Below are 23434 nucleotides of genomic sequence, written 5' to 3' on the forward strand. Positions count from 1 at the left end.
CTTACACGCGACGTTTTTTAGGTGGACGGCAACCGTTGTGAGGAATTGGAGTCACATCGGTAATGCTATTAATTTTATAACCCACTGCACCTAAAGCACGAACCGCAGATTCACGACCAGGACCAGGACCTTTTACAAGGACGTCCAAGTTTTTCAAACCGTAATCTAAAGCAGCTTTACCAGCAACTTCAGCAGCTACCTGAGCAGCAAACGGAGTTGATTTACGTGATCCACGGAAGCCTTGTCCACCTGAAGTGGCCCAAGCCAGTGCATTACCTTGACGATCGGTAATAGTCACAATGGTGTTATTAAAAGAAGCGTGAATGTGTGCGACACCTTCAGAGACGGTACGAGTGACCTTCTTGCGTGCGCGAGTATCTTTAGCCATCTTTTAGCTTCCAGAAATCTTATTTCTTAATAGGTTTGCGCGGACCTTTACGGGTACGTGCGTTAGTTTTGGTACGTTGACCGCGGACAGGCAAGCTGCGACGATGACGAAGACCGCGGTAGCAGCCTAAATCCATTAAACGTTTAATGTTCATGGAAATTTCGCGACGTAAATCACCTTCGGTCGGAACCTTAGCAACTTCTGCACGAATCGCATCAAGCTGAGCGTCATCTAATTCACGGATCTTAGTAGTTGGAGCAATACCAGCAGCAGCTAAGATAGCTTTTGAAGTATGGCGGCCAATACCAAAGATATACGTTAGAGAGATAACAGCATGCTTGTTATCCGGAATGTTTACACCGGCAATACGAGCCATTCAATTTTCTCCAAAAAGGCAGTAGATAATCAACCGCCCCACAAAAATCTTGAGGGGCGGATAATAACCTAATTCGCCTACAGAAATCAACAGGTCTTAATCAGATTAACCTTGACGCTGCTTATGACGAGGTTCTGCGCTACAAATTACGCGGATAACCCCATTACGACGGATAACTTTACAGCTACCACAAATTTTTTTAACAGAAGCTTGTACTTTCATGATGAAACCTCAAGTGCGCTTATCCCTTAGGATGAGCAGTCGTTTTTCTCATTAACGTTTGATTATCGTATTGGTGCGAAGTGAGATGTGATTGCAGCTGAGCCATAAAGTCCATCACCACTACCACAACAATCAGCAAAGAAGTACCACCCAAATAGAATGGAATACCAAATGAACTTTGCAATATCATCGGCATCAAACAAATGACGGTGATATAAATCGCGCCAATAAACGTCAAACGATTGAGAATATGATCTAAGTAACGAGCAGTTTGCTCACCTGGACGTATACCAGGCACGTAAGCTCCGCTGCGTTTCAAGTTCTCTGACACTTCTTTAGGACTAAATACCAGTGCTGTATAGAAGTAACAGAAAAAGATAATTAACGCACCAAAGAGCACCAAATACAACGGCTGACCAGGCGACAACACCAATGCCAAATCTTGCAGGCTACGTTTAATAAATCCAGCATTTGGATCTGCACTGCCCACCCATTGACCTAAGCTCGCAGGGAACAAAAGCAATGAACTGGCAAAAATTGCCGGAATCACACCCGCCATATTAATTTTTAATGGCAAATGTGTCTGCTGTGCAGTAAATACACGACGACCCTGTTGTTTTTGAGCATAGTTCACCGGAATGCGACGCTGCGCTTTCTCGATAAACACGATCGCTGCCAAGACACCTAAAGACAGTAAACCAAAAATTACCAAGCCGATTAGGCTGGTCTGGCCATTATCTACAGATGACAATGATTGCATAATCAGATTAGGCAATCCGGCAACAATACCCGCAAAGATGATCATGGAAATACCATTTCCCACCCCACGTTCGGTAATCTGCTCACCCAACCACATCAAGAACATGGTCCCGGCAACCAGTGAGGTTACTGCAGGAACATAAAAAGCCAAACCAGTATTCAGGGTAATTCCCTGACTGATGAGGCCCGCACACATACCTATCGCCTGTACCAGCGCCAAGAATAAGGTGCCTTGTCGTGTGTATTGATTAATTTTACGTTTGCCTTGCTCGCCTTCTTTCTTTAAAGCTTCCAGCGAAGGAACCACCGTTGACATCAGCTGCACAATAATCGATGCAGAAATGTAAGGCATGATCCCCAGAGCAAGAATCGACATTCGTTCTAATGCCCCTCCAGAAAACATGTTAAACAAACCCAGGATCGTACCTGAGTTTGCATTAAACAAGTTTTCCAACGCAGCATTATTGATGCCTGGTACTGGAATATGCGCTCCTAGTCGAAACACCAACAACGCACCAATGAGAAACATCATTCGACGAATAATTTCACGGTATTTCACATGAAATGGTTGGCCTTTCATCATGTTGACATGACCTGAAGAACTAGGAGTCATAGACACTGGGGATTACTCCTCGACTTTGCCGCCAGCAGCTTCAACAGCAGCTTTAGCGCCTTTAGTCAATGCAACACCTTGAATAGTGAATGCACGAGTAATTTCACCAGAAAGTACGATACGAGCACGAGTCATGTCTTTACGTACAACGTTCGCAGCTTTTAAAGTTTCTAGAGAGACGATGTCGCCTTCAACTTTAGCAAGCTCAGATAAACGTACTTCAGCAGTTTTCAAAGCCAATTGGCTAGTGAAGCCGAATTTAGGCAAACGACGATAAAGTGCTGTTTGACCGCCTTCGAAACCTGGACGAGTACCACCGCTCTTACGTGAGTTTTGACCCTTGACACCACGGCCACCGGTCTTACCAACGCCAGAACCGATACCACGGCCTAGACGAAGGTTATCACGTTTAGCACCTTCTGCAGGTGCAATTGTATTTAAACGCAGAGTCATGGCTTATTCCTCTACACTAACCATATAGTAGACTTGGTTGATCATACCACGGTTAGAAGGTGTGTCTAACACTTCTACAGTATGACCAATACGACGCAGACCTAAACCTTGCAGGCTAAGCTTGTGATTTTTCAAGCGGTGCGATGCAGATTTAGTCTGGGTAACTTTAATCGTTTTCATGATTGATTACCCTTGAATTTGTTCTACTGAAAGACCACGTTTCGCAGCAACCTTTTCAGGAGTAGTCATATCACGCAAACCATTGAAAGTTGCGTTTACTACGTTAGCAGCGTTAGTAGAACCACGGCATTTAGTCAACACGTTACGTACGCCTACAGCTTCTAGAACTGCACGCATAGCGCCACCAGCAATTACACCTGTACCTTCAGAGGCAGGTTGCATGAATACGCGGCTAGCGCCGTGACGTGCATGAATTGGGTGCTGTAACGTACCATCAACAAGGTCAACAGTAATCATATTGCGACGAGCAGCTTCAAGTGCTTTAGAGATAGCAGCTGGAACTTCACGTGCTTTACCACGACCAAAACCTACGCGACCATTACCATCACCCACAACAGTTAATGCTGTGAAAGAGAAGATACGACCACCCTTAACAACTTTGGCTACACGATCAACGGCAACCAGCTTTTCAACAAGACCTTCGTTTTGTTCAACTTTAGCCATGATTAGAACTCCAAGCCGTTTTCACGAGCAGCATCAGCCAAGGCTTTGATACGACCATGATATTTAAAACCAGAACGGTCAAATGCAACTTTAGTAACACCAGCTGCTTTAGCGCGTTCTGCGATTAAAGCACCTACTTTTTGAGCTGCTTCAACGTTACCAGTTGTACCCGCACGTAGAGTAGCGTCTAAAGTAGAAGCTTGCGCTAATACTTTGCCACCATCTGCAGAGATAACTTGAGCATAGATGTGACGCGGAGTGCGGTTTACACACAAACGAGTCGCACCCAATGCACGGATGTGCAAGCGTGTGCTTTTCGCACGACGCAAACGGGATTGTTTCTTTTCGTTCATAAGAACCTCGCGCCTTATTTCTTCTTAGCTTCTTTACGAAGTACAACTTCGTCAGAATAACGAACACCTTTGCCTTTATACGGCTCTGGTGGACGGTAACCACGGATATCTGCAGCAACCTGTCCTAAAGCTGCTTTATCAGCAGATTTAAGAATGATTTCAGTTGCAGTTGGAGTTTCAGCAGTTACACCTGCAGGAAGTGCATAATCGATCGGGTGAGAGAAACCAAGGTTAAGATGAACAACGTCACCTTTAACCGCAGCTTTATAACCAACACCGATAAGCTGTAACTTACGTTCGAAACCTTCGCTCACACCTTTTACAAGGTTGTTAAGCACAGCGCGAGCAGTACCAGCTTGCATCCAAGCGTCTTTCGACTCTTCTACTGGAGCAATAGCTAATGTACCGTCTTCCTGTTTAAGCTCGACCAGCGCATGCAGGTTGAAAGACAATGTACCTTTAGTGCCTTTCACTTCGACCTGCCGGCCGTTCTGAGTAACTGTTACACCGTTAGGTACAGTTACTGGGGCTTTAGCCACACGAGACATGAGGAATCACCTATTAAGAAACAAAAGCAATAACTTCACCACCAACGCCTGCAGCACGTGCAGCGCGATCAGTCATGATGCCTTTGCTTGTAGAAACAATTGCAATACCTAAACCTTGCTTAACGCTTGGAAGTGCATCTTTACCGCGATACTGACGTAGACCTGGACGGCTTACGCGTTTCACAGTTTCAATAACTGGTTTGCCTTCGAAATACTTTAAAGTCAAAGTAAGAGTTGGTTTACCTTCAGCATCCGCAACTTCTACGTTTGAAATATAACCTTCTTGTTGAAGTAAGTTAGCAATTGCTACTTTCAACTTAGAATTAGGCATAGAAACAGATTGTTTCTTCGCCATTTGTGCGTTACGAACACGTGTTAGCATGTCGGCAACGGTATCTTGCATACTCATCTATAGTGCTCCTTACCAGCTTGCCTTAACAACGCCAGGTACATCACCTTGCATTACAGTTTCACGTAATTTGTTACGGCTTAAACCGAACTTACGGAAGTAACCATGAGGACGACCAGTTAAACCACAACGGTTACGTAGACGTACTGGAGATGCATTACGTGGTAATGCTTGTAATTTCATCATCGCTTCGAAACGTTCTTCGTCTGATGCATTTACGTTTGCAATAACAGCTTTTAATTCAGCACGTTTTGCAGCGTATTTAGCAACAGTAGCTTCACGTTTCAATTCGCGATTAATCATACCTTTCTTAGCCATATCGACCTCTTATTTGAACGGGAAGCCGAATGCACGCATAAGCGCACGGCCTTCGTCATCGGTGCGAGCAGTCGTAGTAATGGTAATATCCATACCACGAATACGATCAATCTTGTCAAAATCGATTTCAGGGAACATGATTTGTTCCTTAAGACCCATTGAGTAGTTTCCACGACCGTCGAATGATTTCGCAGAGAAACCACGGAAGTCACGAATACGAGGGATCGCAATCGAGATCAAACGGTCTAAGAATTCGTACATACGTTCGCCGCGTAAAGTAACTTTACAACCGATCGGCCAACCATCACGGATTTTAAAACCAGCGATTGATTTACGAGCTAACGTAAGTACTGGTTTTTGACCAGCGATAGCTTGCATATCTGAAAGAGCACCATCAAGGAGTTTTTTGTCAGCAGCAGCTGCGCCAACACCCATGTTGATCGTGATTTTAGTGATGCGAGGAATCTCCATCACATTCTTAACGCCCAATACTTCTTGTAACTGAGCTTTAAGTTCGTCATTGTAACGTGTTTTAAGTCTGGCCATGGCCTATATCAACCTATTACTTCGCTACCGCCACTGATTCACCATTTGATTTGAATACGCGAGTTTTCACGCCATCAATCACTTGGTAACCAACACGGTCAGCCTTTTGGGTTGTAGCATTAAAAACTGCCACGTTTGAAATATGAAGCGAAGCTTCCTGAGTTACAACGCTACCTTCAGCGCCTGTAGCACGGTTCGGCTTCTGATGCTTCTTCACCAAGTTAAGGCCTTCAACCTTAACACGGTCATTAGAAACAGACAGAACAGTACCCTGTTTGCCTTTTTCTTTACCTGCGATCACAATTACTTGATCGCCTTTTTTAATCTTAGCCATGATCGCCTCTTATAGAACTTCAGGAGCCAATGAAATAATTTTCATGAACTGTTCAGTACGAAGTTCACGAGTCACTGGTCCGAAAATACGAGTTGCAATCGGCGCTTTGTTGTTGTTCAAAATAACAGCAGCGTTATCGTCGAAACGAATCACTGAACCGTCTGCACGACGGATACCGAATTTTGTACGAACCACAACCGCATTCATCACGTCACCTTTTTTAACACGTGCGCGTGGAATTGCTTCTTTTACAGTAACTTTAATAATGTCGCCAACAGAAGCATAACGACGATGCGAGCCACCAAGTACTTTAATACATTGTACGCGGCGTGCACCACTGTTGTCTGCTACGTCGAGCATAGTTTCGGTCTGAATCATTGCCCTACTCCAAAACCGAGCAACACCGGTCGAAATTTCGAAAGGCTCAAAGAGTACTCGAAATTGACCGATGATGCAACAAGAACGTTAATTACTCAGCAGCTGCTTCAACAACTTCAACTAGAGTCCAAGACTTAGTTTTAGAAATTGGGCGGCTTTCTTTAATGGTTACAACATCACCAGCTTTCGCTGTGTTGTTCTCATCATGAGCATGTAATTTTGTTGAACGGCGGATTAATTTGCCATACAACGGGTGTTGAACTTGGCGTTCAATAAGCACAACGATAGATTTATCCATCTTGTCGCTTACAACTTTGCCAGTTAACGTGCGGACTGTTTTATCACTCATTGTCCGTTCCCCTGTTTTTCGGTAAGGAGGGTCTTAATACGAGCAATAGTCTGACGAGTAAGTGCAACTTCATGCGATTTACCCAATTGACCAGTTGCTTTCGCCATACGAAGACGGAATTGGTTAAGCTGTTGCTCATCAAGCAAAGCTGTCAACTCTTCTACCGACTTTTCACGTAGATCTTTAGTTTTCATTACATTACCGTCCGAGTCACGATAGCGGTTTTAAACGGAAGCTTAGCTGCTGCAAGCGTAAACGCTTCGCGAGCCAGTTCTTCGTTAACACCATCAATTTCGTACAAGACTTTACCTGGTTTGATTTGGCAAACCCAATATTCCACAGAACCTTTACCTTTACCCATACGCACTTCAAGAGGCTTAGAAGTAATCGGCTTGTCCGGGAATACACGGATAAAGATCTTACCACCACGCTTAATACGACGGCTAATTGTACGACGCGCTGCTTCAATTTGACGCGCAGTCATTTGACCACGTTCAACTGATTTAAGTGCAATAGTACCGAAAGATACTGTGCTACCGCGGTGTGCTAGACCAGTGTTACGGCCTTTCTGCACTTTACGGAATTTAGTACGCTTAGGTTGCAACATGGATTATTCTCCTTTTTCAGCAGAACGATCATTGCGACGACCACGACGCTCTTGACCTTCACCACGACCACGACCGCGTTTAGCTGGACGTTCTTCTGCTGGAGCTGGGTTCATGACTTGTTTCATGCCGCCCAAGATCTCACCACGGAAGATCCAAACTTTAACACCGATCGTACCGTAAGTAGTCTCAGCACGCATAGTCGCATAGTCGATATCTGCACGAAGCGTATGTAGAGGTACACGACCTTCACGATACCACTCAGTACGAGCAATCTCAGCACCACCTAAACGGCCTGAAACTTCTACTTTGATACCTTTAGCACCAGCACGCATGGTGTTTTGTACCGCACGCTTCATAGCACGACGGAACATTACACGTTTTTCTAATTGAGAAGCAATCGCTTCAGCAACTAGACGCGCGTCTAAGTCTGGACGATCAATTTCATTGATACTTACTTGCGCAGGGACACCCATGATAGCTGTCAATTCGCGTTGTAGTTTCTCAATATCTTCGCCTTTTTTACCGATCACGATACCAGGACGCGCAGTGCTAATAGTTACTTTAGCAGCACCTGTCGGGCGTTCGATAAGAATATTGCTGATCATCGCGTTTTTAAGTTTTTTAGTTAAAAACTCACGAACTTGAAGATCTTTAAGCAAGTATTCAGCGTATTGTTTCGGATTCGCATACCAGTTAGCGTTATGACGTTTCACAACACCTAGGCGGATACCGATTGGATGAACCTTCTGACCCATATCAAACCCCTACCTTAACGGTGATGTGACAAGTACGCTTAGTAATACGATCTGCACGGCCTTTAGCACGTGGCATAATACGTTTCAGGCTCATGCCTTCATCAACGTAGATCGTAGAAACTTTAAGATCGTCTACATCTAAACTGTTATTGTGTTCAGCGTTTGCAATTGCAGATTCCAACGCTTTCTTAACTAGAACTGCAGCTTTTTTGTTGCTGAAGTTAAGAATGTTAAGAGCGTGCGCAACAGATTTGCCGCGGATAAGATCTGCAACCAAACGAGCTTTTTGTGCCGAGATAGCGGCACCGCGTAATTTAGCAGTTACTTCCATCATAGCACCCATTAACGTTTAGATTTCTTGTCAACACCGTGACCGCGATAGGTACGAGTTGGTGCAAATTCACCAAGCTTGTGACCAACCATGTGTTCAGAAATGATCACAGGAACGTGGTTACGGCCATTGTGTACAGAAATTGTTAAACCAACAAAATCCGGTAGGATCATCGAACGACGCGACCAAGTTTTGATCGGCTTACGGTTATTAGCCGCGATAGCCGCTTCAACCTTAGCGAACAAGTGCGCATCGACGAATGGGCCTTTTTTCAGAGAACGAGGCATTGTCAGATTCCTTTACTTGTTACTTAACGCGACGGTCGCGAATAATCATCTTAGTCGTACGCTTATTGGTACGTGTTTTGTACCCTTTAGCTTTTTGACCCCATGGGCTTACAGGTTGAATACCTTTATTACGCCCTTCACCACCACCATGTGGATGGTCAACTGGGTTCATCGCCATACCACGAACGGTAGGACGAACACCACGCCAGCGTGATGCACCAGCTTTACCTAGTGAACGAAGGTTGCTTTCTGAGTTAGATACTTCACCTAACACAGCACGGCATTCAACGTGAATTTTACGCATCTCGCCTGAACGTAGACGAACGATAGCGTAAGAACCGTCACGACCCAACAGCTGAACTGAAGTACCAGCTGAACGAGCTAACTGCGCGCCTTTACCGATTTTAAGTTCGATGTTGTGAAGAGTAGAACCGATTGGCATGTTGCGAAGCGGCAAGCAGTTACCTGGACGAATTGGAGCATCGTTACCAGACTGTACTTTATCGCCAGCGCGAAGGCCTTTAGGAGCGATGATATAGCGACGCTCACCGTCAGCATACAATACAAGTGCAATGTGTGCAGTACGGTTAGGATCGTATTCGATACGCTCTACAGTTGCAGGAATACCATCTTTGTTACGTTTAAAGTCAACTAGACGGTAGTGCTGCTTGTGACCGCCACCAACGTGACGAGTCGTGATGTGACCGTTGTTGTTACGGCCGCCAGTACGTTTTTTAGCTTCTACCAACGGAGCGTATGGTGCGCCTTTGTGAAGGTGATTATGAACCACTTTCTCTACAAAGCGACGTCCTGGAGACGTTGGCTTACATTTTTGAATAGGCATAATTCTCGTCCTTATTCCGCTGTGCTTTCAGCGGTATCGCCCAAGTCAGCCATTTCTACATCTTGGCCAGCTTTCAGGGTGACGTATGCTTTTTTAACATCAGAACGACGTCCTAATGTTTTACCAAAGCGTTTAGACTTACCTTTAGTGATAGTCGTGTTAACTTTAACAACTTCCACACCAAAGAGTTGTTCCACTGCTTTTTTGATTTCAAGCTTGTTTGCATTTAATGCAACTTTAAACACTTGAACACCAGCAGTTTCACCTAAAACTTGTGCTTTTTCTGAGAATACAGGTCCTTGCAGGACTTGATAGATACGTTCGTTGTTCATCCGAGTTCTACCTCAATTTTCTTAGCAGCAGCTACAGACATAACAACTTTGTCGAACGCAATCAAGCTAACCGGATCGATTGCAGCAGCATCAACCACATCAACGTGTGGAAGGTTACGTGCAGCAAGATACAGGTTCTCATCAACAGCATCAGTAACGATCAATGCGCGAGTCGCATTCAAGTCGTTAAGTTTTGCAAGCAATTCTTTAGTTTTTGGAGCTGCAACAGCAAACTCTTCAACTAAAACTAGGCGATCTTGACGAACAAGCTCAGCCAGGATGCATTGCATAGCACCGCGGTACATTTTACGGTTTACTTTTTGAGACCAGTCTTGTGGACGAGCAGCAAAAGTTTTACCACCGCCAACCCAGATTGGGCTGCGAATAGAACCAGCACGAGCGCGGCCAGTACCTTTTTGACGGAATGGTTTTTTACCACCGCCAGAAACGTCTGCACGTGATTTTTGAGCTTTAGAACCTTGACGACCACCAGCTAAGTAAGCTGTAACAACTTGGTGTACAAGAGCTTCATTAAATTCACGACCGAACGCAACTTCTGATAATTCAACAGCAGAGCCGGAAACAGTATTTAAATTCACGTTATTTCCCCTCAGGCCTTGATAGTAGGACGAACAGTTACGTCGCCACCAGTAGCACCAGGAACCGCGCCTTTAACAACAAGAACTGAACGCTCAGTGTCGATAGCAACGATTTCAAGACCCTGTGTAGTTACGCGTTCAGCACCTAAATGGCCAGCCATTTTTTTGCCTTTGAACACGCGACCAGGAGTCTGGTTTTGACCAGTAGAACCTAGAACACGGTGAGAAAGTGAGTTACCGTGAGTAGCGTCTTGAGTACGGAAGTTCCAACGCTTAACACCACCTTGGAAACCCTTACCTTTAGAAGTACCAGTTACGTCAACAACTTGACCAACCTGGAACATTTCAACGGTAAGCGTACCACCAACTTCACGACCTTCAAGCTCAGCTTCTGAAACACGGAATTCTTGAACCAGACGACCAGCAGCAACACCCGCTTTCGCGAAGTGACCTTTCTGAGCGTTAGTTACGCGAGATTCGCGACGTTCACCAGTAGTGATTTGAATCGCTTGATAACCATCAGTTTCAAGCGTTTTGATTTGAGTGATGCGGTTAGGATCAACCTCAATCACTGTAACAGGCACAGAAACACCAGCATCTGTAAAGATACGTGTCATACCGCACTTGCGACCGACTAAACCAATAGCCATGTGCATAAACCTCTAAAAAAGCGGCCTAATTAACTTAGAGTGTTAATTAACCCGAAAGCCTTAACCCAATGCGATCTGAACATCAACACCAGCTGCAAGATCTAACTTCATCAATGCATCTACAGTTTTGTCTGTAGGTTGAACGATGTCGATCAAACGCTTGTAAGTACGAATTTCGTACTGGTCACGCGCGTCTTTGTTTACGTGTGGTGATGTTAAAACGTTAAAACGTTCAATACGTGTAGGCATTGGAATTGGACCACACACTTGTGCGCCAGTACGTTTTGCGGTTTCTACGATTTCTTGAGCTGATTGATCGATCAGACGATGATCAAAAGACTTAAGACGGATACGAATTCTCTGGTTAGACATACCAGTAAACTCCAAGCCAAATATATAAAGAATCACTCTTGACGCATCTCACCCCACTTTAATGTGGGCAAGTGTCAAGAGCAGTGAATTATCACTAAGGTCATGATCGATGCCACGACTGTAACGATAGTTAACTACTTTATTCGCAGTTAACCCCCTTCCTATTGAAGGGTCGCTTATTATAGCCATTGTTTATTGCATAAGCAAATCTCTTTTATGGTTTTATCCAAGTTTTAAATTGATGACTTAAATAATGGCTTATTGATTGAATATCAGGCAGTTTTTGCCAGAACATATTCTATCGCACGGTTTAATATATGATTTCCTTCAATAAATTTCTGTTTTGGGGTTTTTTTTAGCTCAACCAAGTTTTGTACATATCTTCCTGAAAATTGCCCCAGCTCTTCCTCATTTTCCAAAAACAATTCGAGTGTTTCGGGTGTAATTTCTGGATGAAACTGGAAACCTAATACATTTCTGCCCAGTTGATACATCTGATTACGACAGGCTTCATTTTCTGCCAGATGGATTGCACCTTTGGGCAGTTCAAAAGTTTCATTATGCCACTGTAGAATATTGAACTGCTCCGGCAAGCTAAAACACGATTCCGGCAGATTGACTACCCTCTGCACCGTGGTCCACCCTAATTCCTGCTCCGGATTGCGGCTAACGCCTGCACCCAGGGCATTTGCAATCAACTGCCCACCCAGGCACAGGCCAATTGCCGGTTTACCGTGTGAAAGATAGCGACGCAACCAGCGTTTTTCTATTTTTAACCAAGGGAAATTTGCTTCATCATTCACACTCATGGTTCCACCCATAATGATCAGCAAATCCACCTCTTCTACTGCAGGCAATGCCTCGATCTCCAGAGGTGGGTCTATAGGTAAAGCAAAAAATTCAGTCGCGGTAATTTGCGCCTGATGCTGCTTCAAAAACTCATAACAACTACCGAAACCTTCACCAGCAATATGCTGAAAATAATGCACTTTTAAATGCGACTTCATGCTCCTCAACCTATTTTTTTAGCTATATGGCTTTAGCTTTTGCAAAAATGAAGCCAAGTTTTTTCTACCCCTGCTGTTTTTAAACAATTCATAACGTAACTGGCAGTGAGTCACAGATTCTCTTAAGCTAGAGTAATATTTGATTACATTTGAGCGCATTCACGTGAAACAAGACTCTCAAACTCGCCTGATTCATGCACCACGAAAGGCCCCTCAATTAATTTCGAGCATTCAGCCTCCCCTCTATCGTGCATCGACCATAATTTTTAACAATACCGATGCCCTGTTTAATCGCCATTGGAGCGATGAGTATGATTATAGTTATGGCACGCATGGCACACCCACTACGTTTACTCTTGGCGACAATATCGCCCAACTCGAAGGTGGCTTGTATCATCTGCTCGCACCGAGCGGTTTATCTGCGATTAATCTGGTGAATTCCTGTTTTTTAAGCCAGGGGGATGAGGTTTGGGTAGCTGACAACATCTATGGCCCAAACATGGAACATTTACGCAATCTGGAGAAGCGTTATGGAATTACGGTTAAAGTCTATAATCCGATAGAGATTGAAACTTTTCAGCCTACAGATAACGCCAAACTGATCTGGCTCGAGGCTGCCGGCTCAGTGACCCTGGAATTCCCAGATTTGACCGGTTTGGTGAAAAAGGCGCAGGCGCATAATATGGTGACTGTACTGGATAATACCTGGGGTGCAGGTCTGGCTTTTAATGCCTTTGATTTTGGTCATGAACATTTAAGTGTAGATATTACGGTACATGCACTGACCAAATATCCAAGCGGTGGTGGCGACATCCTGATGGGCTCAGTGGTCACACGAGATAAAGTCTTGCATCACCAACTGTTCCGTGCGCATGCCCTTCAAGGCATTAGTGTTTCTGGGGATGATGTGGCTCAGGTACAACGCAGTCTGGCGTCTATGCAACTGCGCTATGAACATCAGTCACAAAGTTGTCTCACTATTTTGGACTGGCTTAAACAGCAAACTGAGCTTATACAGGTATTGCATCCTGCTGATTCTGACAGCGCAGGCCATCCATACTGGAAAGAAATTTGCAGGCAAGCGCATAGTGCCGGTCTGGTCAGTGTAATCTTTGACAGCAAATACACAATACAGGATATCCGGAATTTCTGTGACAGTTTAAGCCTGTTCAAGCTTGGCTTTAGCTGGGGTGGTCCTGTCAGTCTGGTCATGTTATATAACTTAAATGACATGCGCGTGCTGCAACATTCCCACCTAAAAGACGGCTTACTGGTGCGATTCTGTATTGGTCTGGAACACCCGAAAGACTTGATTCAGGATATCCAGCACGCCTTGGAACAAATGAAAAAACTTAAACATGAATAATAAATAACAGGAAAAGCTATGGGTAGACCAATTGTTATTGCTAAAAAAACTGCGGATACCACACAGGATATTGTGCTGCATTCCCAACTTGCCAATCGACATGGCTTGATTGCAGGTGCCACTGGTACCGGAAAGACTGTGACTTTAAAAGTATTGGCGGAGAGCTTTTCTCGAATTGGTGTACCTGTATTCCTCGCCGATGCCAAAGGCAATGTGTCCAGCCTGGCCAAAGCAGGTGAAAGCAGCCCCAAGTTTGATGAACGGATTAAAAGTCTCAATATCGAGTCCATTCCTTTTGCAGCCTCACCAGTGGTGTTTTGGGATTTATTTGGCGAACAGGGTCATCCGATTCGCACTACCATTTCTGAAATTGGCCCGCTGCTGCTGGCGCAAATACTGAATCTGAATGACACCCAGGAAGGCGTTTTATCTGCCGTGTTTCGGATTGCCGATGATCAGGGTTTATTGCTGATCGACTTTAAAGATCTGAAAGCGATGCTGAGTTATGTCTCTGAGCATGCGGCTGACTTTAAAGCTGAATATGGCAATCTTTCACCCGCCAGTCTCGGTGCGATTCAACGTAATTTGTTAGCACTGGCTGACCAAGGCGGTGACCAGTTTTTTGGCGAGCCGGCGCTGGATCTGATGGACTTTTTGCAGACGGATAGTCAAGGACGTGGCAATATCAATTTGTTGGCGGCTGACAAGCTGATGAATACGCCTAAGCTATATGCCACGTTCTTACTCTGGATGCTCTCCGAGCTGTTTGAACAGCTTCCCGAAGTCGGCGATCTAGACAAACCTAAACTGGTGTTTTTCTTTGATGAAGCCCATCTCTTATTTGATAATGCCAGCCCTGCCCTACAAGAAAAAATTGAGCAGGTGGTGCGTCTAATTCGCTCGAAAGGTGTAGGGATTTATTTTGTCACGCAAAATCCGTTGGACTTACCTGAAAGTGTCTTAGGCCAGCTCGGCAATCGGGTTCAACATGCTTTGCGGGCTTTCACTCCCAAAGATCAAAAAGCAGTGAAAACCGCAGCAGAGACTTTCCGAGCCAATCCTGAATTTAAAGTCGATCAGGTGATTACCGAACTTGCTGTCGGTGAAGCCCTAATTAGCTGCCTGGATGAAAAAGGCATTCCGCAAATAGTAGAGCGTGGCTGGGTCATGCCGCCGCATTCATCCTTTACACCGATCTCGCTTGAAGAACGCAAGGCTCTCATGCAGCAAAGTATTGTCGCCGGTATTTATGAGCAGCCAGTCGATCGGGATAGCGCCCATGAAATGCTGCAAAACAAGGTCGCAGAACGCCAGCAACAGGCTCAGGCCGCCGAACTTGCCAAACAGCAAAGCAAGGAACAGGAAGCTCTTGCCAAGCAGCAAATTAAAGAACAGGAACGTCTGGCACGAGAACAGCAAAAAGAATCTGAACGCGCAGCCAAGCAACGAGAAAAACTGACTCAGGATATTGTCGGCACCTTTGCCAAAAGTGCTGCCCGTAGCCTGGGCGGGAGTACTGGGCAGAAAATTGTGCGCGGCTTACTGGGTTCGCTGTTTGGCCGAAAATAATCCCCCTCCTTTTCCGATCATCATCACACTTTTTATGGGATATTTTTATATTCCATAATTTTTATAGGGTTTTATGGAGTGACACTATTGTAAAGCTTTTTTAAAAGATTTAATTTAAATACATCTTTTAAAAACAACTGCAGACAGCTCCCATGAATCCACAACATATTGAACTTGTACAAGCGACTGTTCCTGTTTTACGTGAAAACGGCGTAGCACTTACTACATATTTCTATAACCGCATGCTGAACAACCATCCTGAGTTGAAAAACACCTTCAACATGGATCATCAAAGTACCGGTCGTCAACCACGTGCCCTGGCTGCGGCAGTCTTGGCCTATGCCGAGAACATCACCAACCCGGGTGTTTTGGCCAAAGCCATCGAACGTATTACCACCAAACATGTCAGTCTGGATATTCAGCCAGATCAATATGCGATTGTCGGTGAAAATCTGTTACATTCGATCAGCGAAGTTTTAGATGTACCCATGGACTCCGAGCTGATTGCAGCCTGGAAAGAAGCATATATGCAACTGGCAGATATCCTGATTGGTGTAGAAAAATCCAAATATGCCACTCTAGCTTCTGAAAATGGTGGCTGGGCCGGCTGGCGCGAATTTGAAGTGGCAGCAGTCAATGATACTGAGGCAGGTAAAATCTTTACACTCAAAGCTAAAGACGGTGCAGCGATTGCAAGTGCGGAGGCAGGTGAACATATTTCAGTACGAGTACAGGTGCCTGAACAGAACATTCGCCAGCCACAGCAGTTCAGCTTTGATCAGGCTCAAAGTGGACAATATCAGATTACTGTGAAAGCTGAAGAAAACCCAACCGCGTTTTCAGTGGCACAAACACTGATCGACCATTATCAGGTGGGTGATATCGTCGAAGTGTCTGCCCCGCTCAAGCTTTAATTGCAAAAACGGTTTAGACTAGCTTCAGATTCTGATTAAAAGCTCCATTCGTGGAGCTTTTCACATTCAACTTTTTCATTTTCTAGCTGTTGACCTTATGCAACTCAATAAATTCACTGACTATGCGCTTCGGATTCTGATGTATGCCGCACAGCCACGTGATCTCCCCTATACCATTGCAGAACTTGCCGAACGCTTGCAGGTTTCACAAAATCATGCCATGAAAATCGTGCATTTTATGGCAAAACAGGACTGGCTGATTACTACCCGTGGTAAAGGGGGTGGCATACGTTTAAATCCAGCCAGCCTGAACCTTCAACTGGGACAGATTGTGCGGATTCTGCAACACGACAGCAATGTGGTGGAATGCAATAATCCCCCCTGCGTATTACGTCCAACTTGCGGTTTGAAAGGTATTTTAGATACTGCAGTCGATCAGTTTTATCACAGTCTGGATCAATATACGCTTCAAGATGTTGTTCTACCCAAAGATGCACGCTTTAGTTCAAAGTCCCCGATCGGCCTGATTAATCTTTAAAGTCTTTCAGTTCACATCTTATGAGTTATTCTTGCGGCAATGTTCGCTTGCCTGTGCGACTTCCTTTATAATGCTTCTTTGTAGATCATTTATTGAAGTTGAGTTATGCACCACAGCAGAGGAAAATCCAAAAACAGTAAGACAGCTCATGCGCCTAAGCAAAAGATCAGCTACGAGAAAAAAGTTGATTCTGCCATTACTGAATATGCTGTGCGCTCACTCAACTGGCTACGTAAAGCCGAATTTTTAATGAGTGCGCCCAAACTTAGTCTTTGTGTAGAAGATACTGGCTATGAAATTGCTTTTGCTGGTCGCTCGAATGCAGGGAAATCCAGTGCGATTAATGCCCTGACCAACCAGAAACAGTTGGCACGCGCATCCAAAAAACCTGGCCGCACCCAGATGATCAATTTTTTTAGCCTGGGCAATCCAGATCAGCGTCTGGTCGACTTACCCGGTTATGGTTATGCCGCTGTACCTGAAAAAATGAAACTGGTCTGGCAAAAAGAACTGGAAAATTACCTGATTCATCGCCAGAGCTTGCAAGGCCTGGTGCTACTGATGGACATTCGCCATCCACTGCAACACTTTGATGTGATGATGCTGGAATGGGCCTATTCCCGCCAGTTGTTCGTACATGTCTTGTTAACCAAGTCAGATAAACTGAATCGTGGTCCTGCATCCAAAGCCTTGCAGGAAGTCAAAGCGGCATTGAAAAAGATGAAGCTGGATTTCTCGATTCAACTGTTCTCATCAATGAATAAACAGGGTCTGGAAGAACTGGCCAGCGTCATGGGTGGCCGTTTGAACTTTACCTTAGATCAAGCCTCTGAATATGATCTGGACAGCATTCCGGAAGCATCGATTCATGATTTCAATGAATCGGATGAACCCCTCGAAGAACTCGAGCTTAGTGAATCTGATTTGGAGCATATTGCTGAAGTATCAATGCATGCTTTAAATGAAGCTGAAGAACCACTTGAATTGCTTGATCAGGATCAATCCGAGCTTAAAGCGGCAGATGAATTGAATCAGAATAAGCATTCAGCGGATTAAGACCATATCACTGGAATGGTCTGAGATTGTTCTTGATTTATTTAAAATCACCTTATAAAAAAGCAGGTCAAATACCTGCTTTTTTATTTGTCTTTTGACTGTTTTAACTGTCCGCAACTTGTAAATCTGGTTCACGCGTATACCTGTCCACCACCACACTGATCATCATATCTCCCTGAACATTCACTACTGTACGTACGGTATCCAGTAAACGGTCGATCGGTAAAAGAATGGCAATCGCCTCGGCAGGCAAACCGACCGACTGCAAGACCATGATCATGGTCACCATACCGGCACTCGGAATTCCCGGCGCACCCAAGGATGCAATCATCGCTGTGGCACATACCACCAGTTGCTGTCCCAGACTGAGATCCAGCCCCATTAAGTTGGCGATAAACAAGGCTGCTGCCGCTTCATAGAGTGCCGTGCCATCCATATTTAACTGGGTACCCAGCGGAATCACAAAACCTGCAGTCTGGGGCCGTACCCCTAAATTTTCCTGAGCACATTTCATCGACAAGGGCATGGTAGCCGAACTGGAACTGGTGGCAAATGCAGTAATCAGGGCAGCTCTAGTACCCTTAAAGAACGTGATGGGATCCATCTTGCCAAAAACCCACAGCAATAAAGGCAAGACCACAAGACCATGAAAAACTGTGGTACCTGTGACCACTGCAGCAAATTCAGCCAGACGACTCAGTACAGAAATATCTTCAGTAGCGATCAGCTTGGCAAGTAGCGCAAAAATTCCAAGCGGTGCCAATTTCATGATCCAGCCAATCATCAACATCATGATGTCAAAAAACTGGAGACTCAGTTTACGTACGGTACGGAAGCTGTCTCCACCTGCCACTAGCGCCACACCGATAAACAAGGCGAAAATCACCACTGCCAAAACGTTACCATCAGCAAAAGCTTTGAACGGATTAATCAGGGTATTCTGAATAAAATTGGTAAAGAAAGATGAAGGGGTCAGGGTATCTGGTGTTTGATGTTGTGCCATGGCATCCTGGAACATCAGTACATCAACCCCCTTACCGACATCAAACAGATGGGCACAGGTCAGGCCTAAAATGAGCGCCAATGAAGTGGTTGTCACACAGCACATCAGGGTGATTTTCCAGGTTCGACTCAACTGTCCACCGGCCTGCAGATTAGACACCCCGACCACGATTGAAGTAAAAATAAGAGGGATCAAAATCATTTTAAGCAGTCCAATGAAAAGACTGCTGGCAATTCCAACCCCGTACAGGCCGATATCAAAAAACGTGCTTTGTGGAAATGTCGTCAGCAGGAATCCAAACAGCACCCCCAGTACGGCGGCAATTAAAATTTGCGTATTTAAGCTCATCTTTTCATGCATTTTTAATATTGATCTTAAGCCGCACTATGCCATGCGTGTTCTATAGAATCGAGTAGTATTTTATAAACAGGTCATGAAAACATGACATTAAATAGCCATTTATATGCTACTTAAAAAAACAAAAAACCGAATCTGAACATTCGGTTTGTTGAACAAGAATAACCATTATTGTGTTTCGATTTCACGCAAACGGATCAGGCCTTCCTGAGTCGTACTGCAGACCAGTTCGCCATTTTGCCACATCCGGCCAAAGTTCAGGCCACGTGAACTGGCACTTTGCGTCGCATCCATGTCATACAGCATCCATTCATCCACCCGAAACGGTCTATGGAAGTACATGGCATGGTCAATACTGGCACATTGCAAACTTGGTGAAAGATAACTCAGACCATGTGGGCGCAGTGCAGTCGTCATCAAAGTAAAGTCAGAATAGAAAGCGGCGATGGCCTGATGCAGAGAAATCTCGTCCACCTCTGTAGCAATCTGGCCGTGGGTACGGATATAGTGCGCATAAGAAGGTGCTTCAGGTTGCGGCTGGAACGGATTCTGCGGATTGACCGGACGAATCTCGACATGACGGTCACGTGTAAAGGTGGCCCGTACATTTTCCGGAATAAACTCGATAATCTGCCGGGTAAGTTCTGCTTCATTTTTCAGGCTTTCTGCCGGTGGATACTCGGGCTCTGAAATCTGATAGTTCAAACCTTCTTCCTGTGGAGCGAAAGATACCATACACATAAAAATGGTACGGCCATGCTGAATGGCACGCACTTGACGGCTGACAAAGCTCTTGCCGTCACGGATACGGTCTACTTCATAAATAATCGGTGCGTTGACATCTCCGCCAAACAGAAAATAGGCATGCAATGAGTGTGCCGGACGGTCTGTGGTATAAGATGCGGCGCGTAATGCCTGCCCTAAAACCTGTCCACCGAACACACGCTTGCCCACCAGATTCCGGCTGATTCCACGGAAAATGTTTTCTTCTAACTTTTCTAAGCTGAGCAGCTCGACCAGTTCCTGTGTTAAGGCATTCATAAGTAACCTACGTAATATTGGAGATATCCTAAAATGGAAAAACAGATTTAAACAATTGATCTGGAATATTCTGCCACAAAATCAGACTGAAACTCTAAAGATTGCATGACTGTTCTGTCATACTCATGTCATAAGTGACTAGGAAAAGCATCTACTTTCACGCTAAAATTGAACTACTTCTGTTGAAGTTGTTAAAAAAGATATATTGTTTCATCTTAAAAACCCGCAAAATAAATCCCCTCAGAAGCCCTGTGGTTTTGGTCAGTAAAATTAGGAGCAGCTATGTCCAAGAATGGCTTTGGTCAAATGTATCGCAAGCTTTCAAGTAAACTACTTGATCTTGTGGTTACCCCTCATGTTCTTGGGGAAGTACCAAGTGAAGTGACAGCACCTGAATCTGATCAGACTACAGCAGAATCGCAAAAGCTGGTCTGCTACGTTTTACAGAACCATTCACGTAGTAATGCGCTCGTGGTCGATGCAGAAACGCGCCGTTTAAAATTACCGGCTGCACTTGATCCAATGCAACTGGGTAACCACAAGGAAAAAGCATCGTTGCTGTTTTTACAGCATCATGATGAAAATAACCTGTTGAGTTCTCCTCCGCATGCTTTTCCGCCACGTCTATTACGCCTGATTGAGGTTCTGGAACAGCATCCTGAGCTGGATGTCGAACTGGTTCCGGTAACAGTACTTTGGGGACGTGAGCCTGAAAAAGAAGATTCCTGGTTTAAGCTGCTGTTTACCGATACCTGGTCTACACCGAGCCGGGTCAAGCAACTGGTCAATATCGGCCTGCATGGTCGCCAGTCTTATTTAGAATTCCATGAACCGCAGTCTTTACGCGCATTGATTAACTTTGCCAAAGAGACGCATCCAAATTCCGCACCGGCAACCTATATTGTCAGCACTTTAAATGATTATCTGGATGGTCAGCGTGAAGTCATTCTCGGGCCGGATCTGTCCGACCGCCGTAATGTGATGCATGGTCTGATCAAGTCGCCAGATGTACAGGCGGCGATTCGCAATGACAGTATTCGCAGTAAAACCTCGATGCTGGAATCCGAACGTCGTGCCATCGGTTATCTGAACGAAATCGTTTCCGATTATTCTCATTCTACCGTACGTTTTGCCGACAAAGCCCTGACCCGCTTATGGACCCAGCTTTATGACGGCGTGGAAGTCCATAATTTCAGTACTGTGCGTGAACTGGCCAAGGATTATGAAATTGTCTATACCCCCTGTCACCGCAGTCATATTGACTATCTGTTATTGTCTTATGTGATCTATCGCCGTGGTTTGATGGTGCCGTACATCGCAGCGGGCGACAACCTGAATATGCCTTTTGTGGGCCAGATTTTACGCGGTGGCGGTGCCTTCTTTATCCGTCGTACCTTCCGCGGCAACGCGCTCTATACCACGGTCTTTAAAGAATATCTGTATAGCGTCCTGTCACGTAATACCCCGCTGGAATACTTTATTGAAGGTGGCCGTTCACGTACCGGTCGTTTGCTACCGCCAAAAACCGGGATGCTGGCAATGACCGTGCATGGTCATTTACGTGGCAAGTCCAAACCGATTGTATTTGTACCGACCTATATCGGCTATGAACGCCTAATGGAAGGTGGTACCTATGTCGGTGAAATGAGTGGCAAGCCAAAAGAAGCCGAGTCTATTTTTGGTATTTTGAAAACCCTGCGCAAGATTGAACGCATTTTTGGCAAGGTGCACCTGAACTTCGGTAAACCGGTATTTCTGGATGATATCCTGAAACAGCATGGTGCAGAAAATATCAAGATCGAAAAGAACGATGATCCGGTTCCACAAGCGGTTTCTGACGCGGTGAATAGCTCTGCACAGGCCATTCTGGAAAATATTAACAGTGCAGTCGTGATCAATCCGGTATCGTTATTATCTTTAATCTTGCTGGCCACGCCAAAACATACGCTGGATGAAGAAATCTGTATCAAACAGCTGGATACTTATCGCACCTTGCTCACCGCCCTGCCTTATGATGAACGCATGCAGGTTACACCGCTGTCAGGCAAAGAAATAATTGCCTATGCAATGAAGCTGAAACTGATCAAACGGGTCAAGCATGTACTGGGCGATATTATTGCGATTGAAGATAATCAGGCGGTTCTGCTGACCTATTTCCGTAATAATATTGTGCATACTTTTATACTGCCATCCCTGATTGCAGCCCTGACTGAACATAACGGCACCATCCGCCGTCATGATGTGGTCAATATCAGCAGCACCCTGTATCCGTTCCTCAAAGCTGAGCTATTTTTAAAATGGCATGAAGATGAGATTCAAAATCAGGTCAATGCCCATATTGATAACCTGATTTCTTCAAAACTGATCACGCAAGATGGCGAAAACCTGATTGCACCTGCACCGAATACTGAAGCGCATCATCAGCTCGAAGTTCTGGCTGCCCCAGTGACCCAAAGTCTGGAGCGTTATTACATGACTTTGGCACTGATTACCCAGCGTGATTCAGGCAATATTTCAACCCGTCAGGTGGAAGAGCTGAGCTATTTAGTTGGTCAGCGTCTGTCTGTACTATACGAGTTCAATTCGCCTGAATTCTTCGATAAAGCCCTGTTCCAGAGCTTCATTAAAGTATTAACCCAGAAAGGTTATCTGTGTACCAATGAAGACAATGCGATTGTCTTTGATGAACAGCTGACCAATGTAGCGAAATATGCCGATCTGGTATTGGACGAAGTGAAATTGCAGATGCTGCATCACATTACCGCCTTTACCGATGAAGAACTTAAAGAAGCCCTGGATGCAGTTGCGGCTGAACAAGCCAAGAAACGTGCGAAGCGGAAAAAGAAGTAAGATTAAATAAAAAAGAGAGGCTAAGGCCTCTCTTTTTTATTTAAGAATTTATAAGAAGTGAAAACTGAGAAGCTAATGCCATTATTTAAATATAGCATTCCCTCTCCTGAGCGAGTTTTAAAGCACGGCTTTTAAAACGAAGCGCAAGTGAGGATTAGGGAGAGGTGGTTCTAGATAAAATCCTCCCCTAACCCTCCTTTGAAAAGGAGGGGGATTCTTCCCTTT

Annotated in this window: 32 protein-coding genes and 2 pseudogenes; 6 read left to right on the forward strand and 28 right to left on the reverse strand. The window is 44.9% G+C overall.

Going from position 1 to position 23434, the window contains the following annotated elements:
- Position 1: 1 nt before the first annotated feature.
- The 26 genes and pseudogenes from rpsK to VXP95_RS03230 all read right to left on the reverse strand — a co-directional run bounded on the left by rpsK (position 2) and on the right by VXP95_RS03230 (position 12515).
- Entirely contained in the window at positions 2–388 is a 387-nt protein-coding gene (gene rpsK, locus VXP95_RS03105) for a 30S ribosomal protein S11 (RefSeq protein ID WP_004281491.1), read from the reverse strand.
- 19 nt (positions 389–407) lie between these two features.
- On the reverse strand, positions 408–764 hold the full coding sequence (rpsM, locus tag VXP95_RS03110) for a 30S ribosomal protein S13 (protein ID WP_004281492.1): 357 nt from the start codon (positions 762–764) through the stop codon (positions 408–410).
- A gap of 105 nt (positions 765–869) precedes the next feature.
- Positions 870–986, reverse strand: coding sequence for a 50S ribosomal protein L36 (rpmJ, locus tag VXP95_RS03115; RefSeq protein ID WP_000867907.1), 117 nt, complete (start codon positions 984–986; stop codon positions 870–872).
- A gap of 19 nt (positions 987–1005) precedes the next feature.
- Complete coding sequence (gene secY / locus VXP95_RS03120; protein WP_416680952.1) at positions 1006–2325, reverse strand: preprotein translocase subunit SecY; 1320 nt, start codon at positions 2323–2325, stop codon at positions 1006–1008.
- Between the two features lie 45 nt (positions 2326–2370).
- Positions 2371–2811, reverse strand: coding sequence for a 50S ribosomal protein L15 (gene rplO / locus VXP95_RS03125; protein WP_064094518.1), 441 nt, complete (start codon positions 2809–2811; stop codon positions 2371–2373).
- A 3-nt stretch (positions 2812–2814) separates the two neighbouring features.
- Complete coding sequence (gene rpmD / locus VXP95_RS03130) at positions 2815–2991, reverse strand: 50S ribosomal protein L30 (protein ID WP_004281495.1); 177 nt, start codon at positions 2989–2991, stop codon at positions 2815–2817.
- Between the two features lie 6 nt (positions 2992–2997).
- Entirely contained in the window at positions 2998–3495 is a 498-nt protein-coding gene (gene rpsE, locus VXP95_RS03135) for a 30S ribosomal protein S5 (RefSeq protein WP_004281496.1), read from the reverse strand.
- A 2-nt stretch (positions 3496–3497) separates the two neighbouring features.
- On the reverse strand, positions 3498–3848 hold the full coding sequence (gene rplR, locus VXP95_RS03140) for a 50S ribosomal protein L18 (RefSeq protein ID WP_004281497.1): 351 nt from the start codon (positions 3846–3848) through the stop codon (positions 3498–3500).
- Between the two features lie 14 nt (positions 3849–3862).
- Positions 3863–4396 (reverse strand): 50S ribosomal protein L6, encoded by a 534-nt coding sequence (rplF, locus tag VXP95_RS03145; protein ID WP_064094519.1) that lies wholly within the window; start codon positions 4394–4396, stop codon positions 3863–3865.
- A 13-nt stretch (positions 4397–4409) separates the two neighbouring features.
- On the reverse strand, positions 4410–4805 hold the full coding sequence (rpsH, locus tag VXP95_RS03150) for a 30S ribosomal protein S8 (protein WP_064094520.1): 396 nt from the start codon (positions 4803–4805) through the stop codon (positions 4410–4412).
- A gap of 12 nt (positions 4806–4817) precedes the next feature.
- Positions 4818–5123, reverse strand: coding sequence for a 30S ribosomal protein S14 (gene rpsN, locus VXP95_RS03155; protein WP_004732275.1), 306 nt, complete (start codon positions 5121–5123; stop codon positions 4818–4820).
- A gap of 9 nt (positions 5124–5132) precedes the next feature.
- Positions 5133–5669 carry a 50S ribosomal protein L5 gene (gene rplE, locus VXP95_RS03160; RefSeq protein WP_004645057.1) on the reverse strand — a complete coding sequence of 179 codons (537 nt, stop codon included), beginning with the start codon at positions 5667–5669 and terminating at the stop codon, positions 5133–5135.
- A gap of 16 nt (positions 5670–5685) precedes the next feature.
- Positions 5686–6003 (reverse strand): 50S ribosomal protein L24, encoded by a 318-nt coding sequence (gene rplX, locus VXP95_RS03165; RefSeq protein WP_004281502.1) that lies wholly within the window; start codon positions 6001–6003, stop codon positions 5686–5688.
- Positions 6004–6012: 9 nt separating this feature from the next.
- Entirely contained in the window at positions 6013–6381 is a 369-nt protein-coding gene (gene rplN / locus VXP95_RS03170; protein ID WP_004281503.1) for a 50S ribosomal protein L14, read from the reverse strand.
- 91 nt (positions 6382–6472) lie between these two features.
- Positions 6473–6730 (reverse strand): 30S ribosomal protein S17, encoded by a 258-nt coding sequence (gene rpsQ, locus VXP95_RS03175; protein WP_004281504.1) that lies wholly within the window; start codon positions 6728–6730, stop codon positions 6473–6475.
- On the reverse strand, positions 6727–6924 hold the full coding sequence (gene rpmC / locus VXP95_RS03180) for a 50S ribosomal protein L29 (protein ID WP_004281505.1): 198 nt from the start codon (positions 6922–6924) through the stop codon (positions 6727–6729). Before rpmC ends, rpsQ begins: the two co-directional genes overlap by 4 nt.
- Positions 6924–7337: a 50S ribosomal protein L16 gene (rplP, locus tag VXP95_RS03185; RefSeq protein WP_004281506.1), complete on the reverse strand. Its 414-nt coding sequence runs from the start codon at positions 7335–7337 to the stop codon at positions 6924–6926. Before rplP ends, rpmC begins: the two co-directional genes overlap by 1 nt.
- Positions 7277–8093: pseudogene (gene rpsC / locus VXP95_RS03190) on the reverse strand (30S ribosomal protein S3). Before rpsC ends, rplP begins: the two are co-directional and overlap by 61 nt.
- 1 nt (position 8094) lies before the next feature.
- Positions 8095–8424 carry a 50S ribosomal protein L22 gene (gene rplV, locus VXP95_RS03195; RefSeq protein WP_001982638.1) on the reverse strand — a complete coding sequence of 110 codons (330 nt, stop codon included), beginning with the start codon at positions 8422–8424 and terminating at the stop codon, positions 8095–8097.
- An 11-nt stretch (positions 8425–8435) separates the two neighbouring features.
- Positions 8436–8711 carry a 30S ribosomal protein S19 gene (rpsS, locus tag VXP95_RS03200; protein ID WP_004673001.1) on the reverse strand — a complete coding sequence of 92 codons (276 nt, stop codon included), beginning with the start codon at positions 8709–8711 and terminating at the stop codon, positions 8436–8438.
- 19 nt (positions 8712–8730) lie between these two features.
- Positions 8731–9555 carry a 50S ribosomal protein L2 gene (gene rplB, locus VXP95_RS03205; RefSeq protein ID WP_064094522.1) on the reverse strand — a complete coding sequence of 275 codons (825 nt, stop codon included), beginning with the start codon at positions 9553–9555 and terminating at the stop codon, positions 8731–8733.
- An 11-nt stretch (positions 9556–9566) separates the two neighbouring features.
- Entirely contained in the window at positions 9567–9887 is a 321-nt protein-coding gene (rplW, locus tag VXP95_RS03210) for a 50S ribosomal protein L23 (protein WP_004281510.1), read from the reverse strand.
- Positions 9884–10486, reverse strand: coding sequence for a 50S ribosomal protein L4 (rplD, locus tag VXP95_RS03215; RefSeq protein ID WP_035265093.1), 603 nt, complete (start codon positions 10484–10486; stop codon positions 9884–9886). Before rplD ends, rplW begins: the two co-directional genes overlap by 4 nt.
- Positions 10487–10497: 11 nt before the next feature.
- Positions 10498–11136 carry a 50S ribosomal protein L3 gene (gene rplC, locus VXP95_RS03220; protein ID WP_064094523.1) on the reverse strand — a complete coding sequence of 213 codons (639 nt, stop codon included), beginning with the start codon at positions 11134–11136 and terminating at the stop codon, positions 10498–10500.
- A 60-nt stretch (positions 11137–11196) separates the two neighbouring features.
- Positions 11197–11508, reverse strand: coding sequence for a 30S ribosomal protein S10 (gene rpsJ, locus VXP95_RS03225; protein ID WP_000070912.1), 312 nt, complete (start codon positions 11506–11508; stop codon positions 11197–11199).
- Between the two features lie 272 nt (positions 11509–11780).
- Positions 11781–12515, reverse strand: coding sequence for a type 1 glutamine amidotransferase (locus VXP95_RS03230; RefSeq protein ID WP_416680892.1), 735 nt, complete (start codon positions 12513–12515; stop codon positions 11781–11783).
- 163 nt (positions 12516–12678) lie between these two features.
- Between VXP95_RS03230 and VXP95_RS03235 the strand changes: the two genes are divergently transcribed.
- The 5 genes and pseudogenes from VXP95_RS03235 to yihA form a co-directional block, all read left to right on the forward strand.
- Entirely contained in the window at positions 12679–13881 is a 1203-nt protein-coding gene (locus VXP95_RS03235) for a PLP-dependent transferase (protein WP_416680893.1), read from the forward strand.
- Positions 13882–13899: 18 nt separating this feature from the next.
- Entirely contained in the window at positions 13900–15450 is a 1551-nt protein-coding gene (locus VXP95_RS03240; protein WP_416711385.1) for a helicase HerA-like domain-containing protein, read from the forward strand.
- A gap of 152 nt (positions 15451–15602) precedes the next feature.
- Complete coding sequence (locus tag VXP95_RS03245) at positions 15603–16364, forward strand: globin domain-containing protein (RefSeq protein WP_416705927.1); 762 nt, start codon at positions 15603–15605, stop codon at positions 16362–16364.
- Between the two features lie 97 nt (positions 16365–16461).
- The gene (locus tag VXP95_RS03250; RefSeq protein ID WP_416711386.1) at positions 16462–16902 is read left to right on the forward strand and encodes an RrF2 family transcriptional regulator; all 441 of its coding nucleotides are present in this window, start codon (positions 16462–16464) and stop codon (positions 16900–16902) included.
- A 105-nt stretch (positions 16903–17007) separates the two neighbouring features.
- Positions 17008–17784, forward strand: a pseudogene (yihA, locus tag VXP95_RS03255) (ribosome biogenesis GTP-binding protein YihA/YsxC); the annotation flags it as partial.
- Positions 17785–18061: 277 nt separating this feature from the next.
- Here the strand turns inward: yihA and VXP95_RS03260 are convergent.
- A complete protein-coding gene (locus VXP95_RS03260) occupies positions 18062–19309 on the reverse strand; it encodes a dicarboxylate/amino acid:cation symporter (RefSeq protein ID WP_416711387.1) in 1248 nt (415 codons plus the stop codon).
- A gap of 177 nt (positions 19310–19486) precedes the next feature.
- Positions 19487–20359, reverse strand: a complete 873-nt coding sequence (locus VXP95_RS03265) for an acyl-CoA thioesterase (protein WP_416705924.1) — start codon at positions 20357–20359, stop codon at positions 19487–19489.
- Between the two features lie 282 nt (positions 20360–20641).
- On the opposite strand from VXP95_RS03265, the gene plsB reads away from it, so the two are divergent.
- Positions 20642–23209 (forward strand): glycerol-3-phosphate 1-O-acyltransferase PlsB, encoded by a 2568-nt coding sequence (gene plsB, locus VXP95_RS03270; protein WP_416711388.1) that lies wholly within the window; start codon positions 20642–20644, stop codon positions 23207–23209.
- Positions 23210–23434 lie beyond the last annotated feature (225 nt).

Origin of the sequence: Acinetobacter sp. 226, from assembly GCF_048147925.1 — a bacterium.
GTDB classification, from domain to species: domain Bacteria; phylum Pseudomonadota; class Gammaproteobacteria; order Pseudomonadales; family Moraxellaceae; genus Acinetobacter; species Acinetobacter pecorum.